This window comes from Methanomicrobia archaeon, assembly GCA_016930255.1.
Lineage (GTDB): Archaea > Halobacteriota > Syntropharchaeia > Alkanophagales > Methanospirareceae > JACGMN01.
This window is the reverse complement of record JAFGHB010000074.1, coordinates 1-11,751: the sequence shown is the minus strand read 5'-3', so window position 1 is coordinate 11,751 and position 11,751 is coordinate 1. Positions and strand designations below refer to the sequence as shown.

Sequence of the window (11,751 nt, the reverse complement as noted above, 5' to 3'; positions counted from 1 at the left end):
ACGAGTGACGGGGAAACCCGTTAAGAAAAACGATAGAAAAGTTCACTCCAGGAGGTCTACTCGTATCGTTCTCCCATCTATAACCTCTTCTTCGGTGATTCGGACCTCCTTCTCGACATCCCATACGATCGTATCATTCTCGAAATGACCTGCCTTTAGTGTGTACGGGGCGACAGAGACATCAAAATTCGTACCCCCATCCATAGGGCCTTCGGTTGAATACGGCACGATAAACTCATATGAGTCATTAGCTGCGGCTGTGGTATCCAAAGCATACGTAAATGTCCTTCCATAGTTCGTGGTTATATCTGTCGATATCGTAATCAAAGAGCCATTAGAAGCAGTCCCTTCTATTCGTGCGCCCTCGACGTATTCAAAAACTTTCACGAAACTCACGGGCTGGATGTATTCGGGCGTCCATGCTTTGACATTCGACTGCCCGGTCTTGACTCCATAGAGATAAACCTGCAACTGACCATCGTCCTTGTTAATGATGAATATGTTATTGTTGATCTCATCACGGATCGTCCACTGGCCCTCACTCACCTTGCTCACGGTGCTCTGCTCAGAGAACGGGATGCCAGAGGAATTAAAGGCCATCGTTAACATCTCAGGCAGCTCTTCCTCATTCAGGGGGTCTTCGATCCAGGGGCCGACGGGGAGATCGAAGAGATGCCCGTGCAGAATCTGCGCTTGGGTGGCGGTTGTACTATAATCCGCGGAGAAACTTCTCCAATACATCGCTCCGGTATTCTCATCCATAATGATCATGGGGAGGACAAACGTCGGTGCTTCGTGCACCAGACGATAGTGAGCCAATGCGGGGACGATCATGCCATTCACATCGGTTTGGGCACCGTCGAACATATGTAACCGTGCCTCCATCGTGGTATAATAGTACGAGAGGCTACTGTACCGTTCCGGGTCACCAGCCCAGACGGTCATCGCGCCGTACTTGTTGTAGTAGGCGTTCCATATATCAGCCATCATGAAGTCGCTGATCACGTATCGTACGCCGAGTGTGTCGGCGACCTCGTTGGCCTCTTCTTCGGTGTTTAATATAAAGAACGTGCTAGCTCCGGGAGGGTCTTCTCCTATTGGCTTACCGATACCTTGCTGGAACGGGTTGGCGTTTGGGATACGATGTGCAATCCAAGTGATCATGTGGCCGTAATCCCACCAGCTCATGACACCATATGCTGATGAAGGGTAGTTATAATCCTCTCTGGCACCAGTGGTGTCATTTAGGGGAGGTTCATCATACAATCCATAATAATCAACACCGGGCTCTGGCGTATTGTTCCGCATCCAGCGCAGCGCTTCATACCAGTTTTCGTCCGCGCCAATACCCCGCTCGGCGGTATTTATGGCGTAAGCTGCACTTAACGGTAGATTTGAGGTAGAGGGAAAGGGCTTGGCAATGGCATTCAAGGGGAACGGATAGAATACAATAACCATAATGAGCAAGATGGCAAGCGTTTTTCTGAGTGGTCTCTCTATAGTCGCTTTCTTTGTGTTTGCCACATGCATCCAGACAAAGAAAATCGCGACGATACCAGCAAGTGGAATGAGAGATTCAATGCCAACCTGGATGAGGCCCAAGATGGCGATGGCCATGATGGCGAATGCAAAGACGATAAGCCGTAAATCAAGCGTTGACTCACTGCTTTTCGCTTTTGCCCCCTTCTTAGCGGATTGAATGGTTGCTGCAGATTCTTCTTTTTTTTCTGATTCGCCGATATCTGTTAATGCGTCAAAAGCAACGGCAGCAAAGAATCCCGTAAGGATCGCGGCATTGACGGTGTAATAATAAGCGAACCGATTCATTCCGATGGTTTCAATGCCAAATACCCCAAATCCTCCAACTGAAATCATTATGATAACGCTCCACACCAATAGCAAAACCTCTTCCGACCTGTCTCGCTTCACGACGTTTATAACCAGGAGTGCCATGGCGAAGAGTGAGACGAAGAACGGCATTCCAAACCATATCCAGGCCGTTTCCGTGTCCATTGGATGGTTCTCCGCTATAGTCAGGAGCACGCCACTGGGCGAGAACCAGTTGAAAGCGTTTAATATTGACGGGAAGAATACCCAGGACAGAACAAAGAGTACGAGCACCGTAAGGCTAGGTAAGAGGAACTCGTAGTGGGCGATCTTTTCCAACGGAGACGAGCCACTTATAGACTCAATTCCTGATTTTTTAGCGGCGCTTAGCTCGGGATGGTCAGCGAAGAATTGTTTAATCACTTTGCGGTTGCTTTTTGACTCACCTTCACTACTATGTTTCCGTTTTATATGCTCTACGATCCCAACGGTTTTTGATTTCTTACCGCAGATCGGGCACACGTACTCGGTTCCACTTGTTTGTGGCTTATTGGGCTCAGCTTTACCGCGCTCTTCGCTTGCGAACTCGTGTCGGTATCCGACTTTCGTAGTAAGGTATTTGAACAGGGGCGGAATGGAAAAAACGATGATGCCCATGCTTAACGTAGCGACATGCCGGATATCGTAGGGGAACGGGCGCCCGAAGAACGGGAGGATCATCAGCAGCGCAATGAGGAATACCGGAATGAGCGTAACGCAAATATATTCGTTTGACTCGCCACGCAGGCCGTTTATAGTATAGTGAATAACGCCGTATGCGAAGATAACGAAAATGAAGACCAACCCAGCAAACCAGGTGAGGAGATAAAATCCAAGAGCCAGACCTGCTAAGCAGGTGTAAAGAAGATATGAATCAGGCTTTTTCCAGACGGTGAATATGAGCGGTGCGAGAAGGAAGAGGATAAACGCGAGAAAAACCCACCACGCCCACGGTATCACGTAAAAGAGAAATACAATCAGGGCGATATAGCAGAGGAAGGGGGAGTTCTTGCTCTTCAGCCACTCTTTGGGTTTTTTCTCGAACCAACTCAACATATCTCCTTCAGATATATCAGCCTTCGCGCGTTTCAGCGCTATTATAAGAATCATCATCAGTATGGTGCTCAGTAATGCTTCCGCAACGTGGTGATCGGTAAACCCGATGATAGAACGAGAGAGGAACTGCCCCGGCAGCGTTGCAACTAATACCGCAGCTACAAAACCCGCGTATTTGTTGTAAAGCTCCTTGCCGATGATATACACGGGAAAAACGACCAAAGATCCAAGTATAGCAGGGAAATATGCACCGACGGCTTCCATTACCGCTTTCGTCGGTGCACCAAGACTAATAATCCAGGTAGCGAAGATGATAATTTGCTCGAAGAGCGGTGCAAAATGGAGATACGTTCCGTGCGGGAAGAGGGTATAGGCATCGAAGAACGGTCGAGACGGAAAATGGTCACCGAATAAAGCGTTCTCAACCAATCGCATATGAAATACCGCATCATCAGAGGCGAACCGTACGGTATCTTTGAAGACGGTATCGTAAGGTAATACCGTTCTAATAACGAGGGCAAGCCCGAAGATAATGAAAAGCACGTTGAAAAACGGGAGCTTTTCAAAGACCATTTGCAATTTTGTCCCTTTAAACAAATCGGCATAGCGCTCGTTTGTGATGAGGAGAGGAAGAACGGCCAAACCCACCGCGACAAATGAGAGCACGGATATCCAATTGTATTCGATGCCAAAGTACGGGCTGAAGGCAACGATGAATGGATAGATTAACAGAAGAGGTTCGATCAAGATAAGCGTGGCATAAAAGCCCCATCTCTTCTCTGCCCAGATCCCGTAGGCAAGGGGGAACGCAGCAAGAGCAACGATATGTAAATAGCCCTGTGCGTTCAATCTATCGGGAGCGAGCAGCAGTGAAATGAGCGATTCCACACCGAGAAAGATGAACAGTAGCGTAGCAATTTCTACGCCGAGGGGCGGTACGGGAATCTTCATCCCGATTTTGCGTGCTCGCTTTTCCGCTTGTTCATGCTGTCGTTGCATTCTTCCTATCACTAAGTATCCTCCTTGATATAAAAGTGCTTTTGGTTTTCTGACTGAGCCCCCCAGAATAAGATATAATAACTGGCACTACTGCAGGATCTCGGAAAAAACATCGCACAAGGATATTTACGAAGGCATCGTTGCAATATACTAAACAACTTTGTCAGATCAAGGCGTTGTAGGTCAAGTCAAGACGACGGAAAAAGCGGAAGGGAGCATGATTGAGTTGGCAGAATTATACGGCCGCTCAACTGCGTTATTCCACTCCTAACCGCCAAACAGCGGTAGCTATTGGTAATTGAGAGTTCGAATTATTTTTCGCTCAAGCAGAAAGCTATAAATGCAAACCATTTCTAACGGGTTAATAGAATAGGAGGGAGCGATCGATCATGAAAATTTTAGTAACGGGCGGCGCAGGGTTCATTGGAAGCCATCTGGTGGATAAGCTCGTGGAGAAGGGCAGCGAAGTATTGGTGCTCGATAACCTGGAGCCGCAGGTCCATACAAAAGGAAAGCCAGATTATCTTAACAAAAAGGCAACCTATCGTTTTGAAGATATCCGAGATGAACGGGTTCTAGCTAAGGCGGTCGAAGATACTGAGGTAGTGTTTCATCAAGCTGCTGCGGTAGGCGTTGGTCAGAGCATGTATCAGGTCGAGAAATACGTGGACGTGAACACGATGGCGACGGCAAAGCTGCTGGATGTGTTAGTGAACGAAGAGCATTCAGTGAAAAAAGTGATTGTTGCCTCTTCGATGAGCATTTACGGCGAAGGCGCATATGAATGCGAAGATTGCGGTATCGTACATCCGAAGCTGAGAACAGAGGAGCAGTTAAAGAGAAGAGAATGGGAAATGCGATGTCCAAATTGCGGTAAAATCGTACACCCAATCGCTACGAGCGAAGATAAGCCATTACAACCGACGTCGATTTATGCTATCACGAAACGGGACCAGGAAGAGATGTGTTTAACCGTTGGTAGGGCATACGGCATTCCTACTGTTGCACTTCGCTATTTTAATGTCTATGGACCACGACAATCACTTAACAATCCCTATACGGGCGTCTGCGCGATTTTTTCCTCTAGAATAAAGAATGACAATCCTCCGTTGATTTTTGAAGAAGGCTTGCAATCGCGCGATCTCGTTTCTGTTCACGACATCGTGGAGGCAAACCTATTAGCAATGGAAAACGCAACTGCAAATTATGAAGCATTCAATGTGGGAACGGGGAACCCAACGAATATTTTAGATATTGCGCAAGTACTTTTAGGTTTGTATAACAAGGATAAAGTGCTGGAACCAGAAATAACACAAAAATACCGAGCGGGTGATATACGACATTGTTTTGCGGACATTACGAAGCTCACGAAAAAGCTGGGCTACAAGCCAACGGTCGATTTTGAAACGGGAATGCAAGAATTTGTGAAATGGGGCGAGCGAGAAGAAGCAGAGGATAAGTTCAAGGTGGCGCATAAGGAACTCTTGAAAAGGGGGTTGGTGGAAAGATGAGAATATTAGTAACGGGCGGCGCGGGCTTTGTGGGAAGCCATGTTGCGGAATATTATGCAAAACAGGGCGACGATGTTGTGGTATTTGATAATCTCTCTCGTTCGGAGCTTTTGGGCTATGAAGCAGTAGATGTGCTGTATAACTGGAATTATCTCAAGCAGTACGAAATGATCGAGTTAATCAAGGGTGATATTCGAGATGCGGATAAACTAACAGAATTAGCGAAGGATGTGGATGTACTTATTCATACAGCGGCGCAGACGGCGGTGACCACATCCCTAGAGAATCCAAAAACCGACTTTGAGATTAATGCACTTGGAACCTTTAATGTGTTAGAAGCAGCACGATTAAGTGAAGTCAATCCCTGTCTGATTTACTGCTCGACGAACAAAGTTTACGGCGATAACGTTAACAAAATAGCGGTTCTTGAATCCTCGAAGAGATATGAATTTGCTGATGATATCTATCGGGAAGGGATACCAGAGGATTTTCCGACCGATTTGTGCGAACATACGCCCTACGGGGCCTCAAAATTTACGGGTGATATCTACGTGCAGGATTACGCACGTGTTTATGGCTTGAAAACCGGAGTCTTCAGGATGAGTTGCATCTACGGAACAAGGCAATTTGGTGTTGAAGACCAAGGGTGGGTTGCGTGGTTCACGATTGCGACATTGTTAGGTAAGCCGATCACGATTTATGGCGATGGAAAACAGGTTAGAGATGTTTTGTATATTAATGATTTAGTTAAAGTTTACGATTTGTTTATCACTAGTAATTCAAAGCAGGAAGTGTTCAATATCGGCGGCGGGTATGAAAACACTTTATCCCTTCTGGAGCTTTTGGATTCCGTAGAAGAGATAACGAGCAAACGGACAAAAGTGGGTTATTCTAACTGGCGACCCTCCGACCAGAAGGTATATATCTCAGATATATCAAAAGCGAAGGAAGAGCTGGGATGGAGACCAGAAGTCAATCCGAGAGAAGGTGTTGAGAAGTTAGTGGAGTGGGTGAGGGCGAATAAGGCCCTTTTTTGATTTTTATATTGAAATTGTGAAGACAAGATGAAGATTTCGTGCGTAGTGCCTGCGCATAACGAAGAAGGGAATATTGAGCGGTTAATAGAGCGGTTAGTACCGACTTTAGAAAATCATGCTGTGACAGAGGACCATGAACTCGTTTTGGTAGATGATAACAGCACGGATAACACACCGTTTATTATTGATGCGCTAGCACGTAAGAATCCGCATATTAAACCGGTACACCGATCAAGCGTACCTGGATTTGGAAATGCACTAAAGGAGGGTTTCAAGCACGTTGAAGGCGATGTCATCATTCCGATCATGGGAGATTTGTCTGACACTCCTCATGACATTCCAAAACTGGTGGAGAAGCTAGAGGCGGGGTATGATGTTGCTTATGGCTCGCGTTTTATAAAAGGCGGTTCTGCAGAGGATTATCCAGCAGCGAAGCTCTTTGCAAATCGAATTTTTAACAACACCGTCCGCTTTCTCTTCGGAATACCACATAAGGATGTAACCAACGCCTTTAAAGCATACAGGAAGGAGGTAGTGGATTCGATCGGTATTGAGCACTTGGAGGCAGAAGGATTTGACCTTACTGTGGAGTTGCCGTTGAAAGCACATATTCTGGGCTTTAAGAGCGCAGAGGTGCCAGTCACCTGGCATGGCCGAGAGCGAGGCGAGGCGAAGTTAAAATTATCGGAGAACGGGCTCGTGTATGGTAAGCGATTGCTCAAGCTCTTCGTCTGGGGCAATCTCATCGCTCTGGCTGATTTATTCCGCGCGGTCGTGTGCGGTTCGTGGCTCGGTGTTCTTCTAGCACTGCTCCTTGGCGTACTTATTTTAGCTGGTATTTTCACCTTATCCGGTTTCTCGGAGGTTTTTGGCCTTTTACGGACGGTTTCGCTCTCCTGGGTGGCGTTCTGTTGTGGGGCAATTCTCTTGACCTTTGTGCTGCGAACGTGGCGGTGGAGCGTTCTGTTGAGAAGCGCTGGATACGTGGCGTCACGCGGGATACTCTTCAAATGCATCATGTTCAGCTGGTTTTTGAACTATTTATTGCCTGCCAGAGTAGGTGATATCGCACGAGGTGTGGCGTTAAAGACAACTGAAGGGAAGCCGCTTGGCATGAGCCTCTCGACAATCGTGGTAGAACGGATATTCGATCTGATAGCACTTGCTTTTTTATTGGCGTTGCCCGCGACTCTGTTCTATCGACCACAATTCCTCTGGCTGATCGCCCTATCGCTTGGAATTGCCGTCGCATTGCTTATAGCGCTCTTAATGGTCTACAAATTCGAGAAATCTTTCGTAAAGTTGCTGGGAAGGAGATTCCCGAGTATAGGCGAGTCTGTTGCGCTCTTAAAGGCCGGGTTAGATGAAATACGTGGGAATGCAGCAGCACTATTACTCTGCTTCGTGCTCTCGTTACCGATCTGGTTCTTTGAGATTTTCAGTATCTTTTTCGCTGCAAGAGCAATCAATATTGATCTTCCCTTTTTGTTTGCGACCGTTTCGGGCATCGCAGCGTTCATAGCGCAGGCGCTTCCGGTGACGCCCGCGGGTATCGGGATACATGAAGCATCAATTACGGGTGTCCTTGCATTGTTCGGTGTGTCTACCAGTGTCGGGACATCAATAGCATTGGTCGATCATATTGCAAGGGGCGTAATAATTTATATTTTCGGGGCGATTTCTGCAGTTCATATAGGGTTTGCGTCGAGGGGGTATTTTAAGGTAAGGGCTGGGGTGAATAAAGATGGGAACAAGTGACACGTATCAAGAAATGTATCGCAGAAGATTTGGCGAAGATGTTGAATTCCGACAGGAAATGTATCAGGTGCTTTGTTCAGAATTTTTTCAGAAATACATCCCAGAAGATGTGACCATCCTTGAAATTGGTGCTGGATACTGTGAATTCATAAATAATATCGAAGCAAAGAGAAAAATTGCTCTTGATTTAAATCCTGACGTTAAAAAATTTGCTGGGAATGATGTTGAGATAGTTATGGCTAGCTCTACCGATATGAAACAAATCAAAACCAAAAGTATCGGTTTAGTGTTTGCCAATAATTTTCTTGAGCACTTGAGCAAGGAAGACATTATAAAAACAATCAGAGAAGTTTACAGAGTTCTAAAAGGGGGAGGAAAATTCTTGATTTTACAGCCTAATATCAGATTTTGCTTCAAAGATTACTGGATGTTTTTTGATCATATAACCCCTTTAGATGATAGAAGCTTGTCTGAAATCTTAGAAATTAACGGGTTCAAAGTTGTAGAGTGTAGACCAAAATTTTTGCCTTATACTACGAAAAATAAACTTCCAAAATCAGTCTTCCTTCTGAAATTATATCTTAAGTTTCCACTTTGCCATAAAATATTTGGCAAGCAAGCATTCATTTACGCTAAAAGGGTGTGGGAGTATGAGACTGATGCGAAATAAAAAGATGCTAAGAGAATGCCAAAGTGAACTGATACTAATCACAGCTTGCATTTCATATCTTATAGTAAGGTTTTACCTTGCTACATTATCCTCTTACCCTATCCATGGCTGGAATGAGGGGCACTACTCGCTCATAGCAAAAGGCTATTTCGACCATTCACTTTTGATTCAAGAGCGAGGAGGGAGCATAAACTGGGCGGTTCCGCCTTTTTACTCATGGATTGTGTTTGCTTTTTTCAAGCTATTTGGCATTTCTGATATAAATGCGAGGCTGACCTCCATTTTCGCGGCGATATTCGCGGTTTTTTTCGTTTATCTATTGGCAAAAGAGCTTTTTGACCCAAATGTTGCGATACTCTCTTCGTTATTTTTTTTAGTCATTCCATGGGTGGTGCGTCTTTCTGGAAAGGCTCAGACCGACATGGTAATGACTGCGTTCATGACGGCTTCGATCGCATGTTTTGTTTATGCTTATAACCACAAAAAGAGCTTTATACCGTTTGGAATATTCTTCGGATTGGCTTTGTTTACAAAGCAGCCTTCGATTTTGATACTGGCAATTGTAGGGGTTTGGGTAATTTTTGTTAAAGATGTGCGATTAGAAGTTTTGAAGAGATCAGTTATTCCCGTTTTGATAGGATTTATTCCGATATTGGTTTATTTGATATATCACATAGTCAACGGTGGCACTTCAGGTATTGCGCAGCTTGTTTACGGGGTAGCCTTGCACAGGACATCGTTGTTTTCCAACTGGAACAATACTTTAGGAGGATTACTCGTTGGGATATCCCCGTTGGTTTTGCTATTTACGTTGTACGAGCTGTATAAATCGAGGGATTTGAGGACTATATTAGTAATTTGGCTAGTAGCGTACGGAGCGTTTGTACTTGCAAGAACGCCACCTAGCCATGAATATTACATACTTCCGTTGGCGGTGCCCTTTGCGATCTTAGCATCTAAAGGCGTTTTTAGTTTTAAAGATGCGTTTGCATTGGAGCAGAAGTCTCGAAAAAAGATAGGAACTATAGTCGCAATAGTGGTAATATTCTCTACGATGCCCGTCTCTTTTGTGTTCTTATCCTACCACGGAGACCTTGGTTACACATGTACGAAAGATGTTGTAGATTATTTAGCTGGCACTGACCATGGAGATGAAATCCTGATTCTGACGCCAGACAGGTACGATCCTCAGCTTCGGTGGTATTCGGAATTGAACGGATTGAAAGCAGAAGTAGGTGAGCTCCCTAATGATCTTTCTCTGGTGTCCCTAGCAGATTTAAGGGATTTATCGAGTAGTACAGAGGCATCAAAAGTATTCCTAATTATAGATGGGCGAGGGGGACTTGAGGAGCGGTTAGAAGATGGGGGATACGAGCGTGTTTATTCTTCCTATTATTGGACGAAGCTTCCAAGTGCGCCTTTTGAGATTTACACCGGAGAAAAAAGCGAGAGTGAATACTTTGAGCAGCATTTATCCGTGTATAAACTCAATTATGAGGAACTTCTAAGGAGGGGCTTGATGGAGAAATGAAGTCACTTGTTATCAGAGGGGGGAGTAGTGCACAGAAAACCATCAGAAATTGGAGGTTTTTAGAATGCCAGGAATAGTCGGTATCGCCGATGAGTGGAACACAAATGAGAACATTTTAAGTAGCATGATTAGTGTGATAAAACACGAATCATGGTATAAGATAGATAATTTCATCAAAGACAATTTTGCACTTGCCCGAGTGCATTTGGGGATTTTAAATCCTGAACCCCAGCCAATTTACAACGAAGATGAAAATTTATGCATTTTTATGGACGGTGAAATCTTCGATTATGAAAAAGAGAAGGAAGAGTTAAAACAAAAAGGGCATAAATTTTATTTTAATAACGATCCAGAATTTTGTTTACATCTTTATGGGGAATATGGTGATACATTCGTTGAAAAATTAAACGGCTCTTTTGTTATTGCATTATTAGATATGGAAAATCAGAAGTTATTAATTGTAAATGACCGATACGGATTACGACCTTTATATTATACGGAGGATAACGGAAGACTGCTCTTTGCGTCTGAGGTAAAAGCAATTCTACAGGATAAAACGTTTAAGAAAGAAATAAATGACGAAGCATTGGCTGAGTTCTTTGCTTTTAGTCATTTGTTAGGGGACAAAACGTTCTTTAAGGGAATTAATCTGCTACCTCCAGCTTCCATCTTAACTTGGCAAAGAGGAAGAACATCATTAGAGCAGTATTGGGAATTTAACTACGAGGAAACAGATCAAAATCATCCAGAAGAATACTATGCAGAGGAATTAGTTAAACTATTTAAGCAAGCAGTTGAGCGAAGGATGAGAGGGAGCCATAAAATAGCTGTATCTTTAAGCGGTGGTCTGGATTCCCGAGCCGTGGTTGCAGCTATCGACAAAAAGCATGACCCTATTAGTACTTTTACCTTTATATTCCCGGGTATAGATGAGACTCCAACAATTGCTCAACAAGTGTCAAAAAAAAAGGGAACAGCACACCAGCAGTTCGAAATAACCCAAGATTTTCTCGTTGACTACGCAGAGAGTGCGGTTTATCTTACCGATGGCATGTTATCTCTCGTTCATTTCCATGAAATTAGCTTGCTCGAAAGTGTTAAAAACTATGCTAATGTGGCTCTTATTGGTTGGGAGCCAGAGACTACATTTAAGGGGGAGTTCTTGAGCAAAAGGATATTATCCTCCACAAGTTATAACGAGCTAAGCACTATTCTATTTAAAAAATTTATGATCACAACTGGAAAAAGTCTAGAACTCATATTCACTCCTAGCTACTATGACAAAATTAGAGATTTAGCATTTAAATCATTAGAGTACGAAGT

The 11,751-nt window shown here is 44.5% G+C and carries 7 protein-coding genes; 6 read left to right on the top strand and 1 reads right to left on the bottom strand.

Annotated features, from left to right (window positions below):
• Positions 1-42: 42 nt before the first annotated feature.
• Complete coding sequence (locus tag JW878_09765) at positions 43-3,933, bottom strand: hypothetical protein (GenBank protein MBN1763339.1); 3,891 nt, start codon at positions 3,931-3,933, stop codon at positions 43-45.
• Positions 3,934-4,307: 374 nt separating this feature from the next.
• On the opposite strand from JW878_09765, the gene JW878_09760 reads away from it, so the two are divergent.
• The 6 genes from JW878_09760 to JW878_09735 all read left to right on the top strand — a co-directional run.
• Entirely contained in the window at positions 4,308-5,432 is a 1,125-nt protein-coding gene (locus JW878_09760) for an NAD-dependent epimerase/dehydratase family protein (protein ID MBN1763338.1), read from the top strand.
• Complete coding sequence (locus tag JW878_09755) at positions 5,429-6,469, top strand: GDP-mannose 4,6-dehydratase (GenBank protein MBN1763337.1); 1,041 nt, start codon at positions 5,429-5,431, stop codon at positions 6,467-6,469. The genes JW878_09760 and JW878_09755 overlap by 4 nt, the downstream gene beginning before the upstream one ends.
• Positions 6,470-6,496: 27 nt before the next feature.
• Complete coding sequence (locus JW878_09750) at positions 6,497-8,227, top strand: flippase-like domain-containing protein (protein MBN1763336.1); 1,731 nt, start codon at positions 6,497-6,499, stop codon at positions 8,225-8,227.
• A complete protein-coding gene (locus JW878_09745) occupies positions 8,214-8,897 on the top strand; it encodes a class I SAM-dependent methyltransferase (protein MBN1763335.1) in 684 nt (227 codons plus the stop codon). Before JW878_09750 ends, JW878_09745 begins: the two co-directional genes overlap by 14 nt.
• Positions 8,878-10,428: a glycosyltransferase family 39 protein gene (locus tag JW878_09740; protein MBN1763334.1), complete on the top strand. Its 1,551-nt coding sequence runs from the start codon at positions 8,878-8,880 to the stop codon at positions 10,426-10,428. Before JW878_09745 ends, JW878_09740 begins: the two co-directional genes overlap by 20 nt.
• A 64-nt stretch (positions 10,429-10,492) precedes the next feature.
• Positions 10,493-11,751 (top strand): hypothetical protein (locus JW878_09735; GenBank protein ID MBN1763333.1); only part of this gene is annotated, 1,259 nt, incomplete at its 3' end.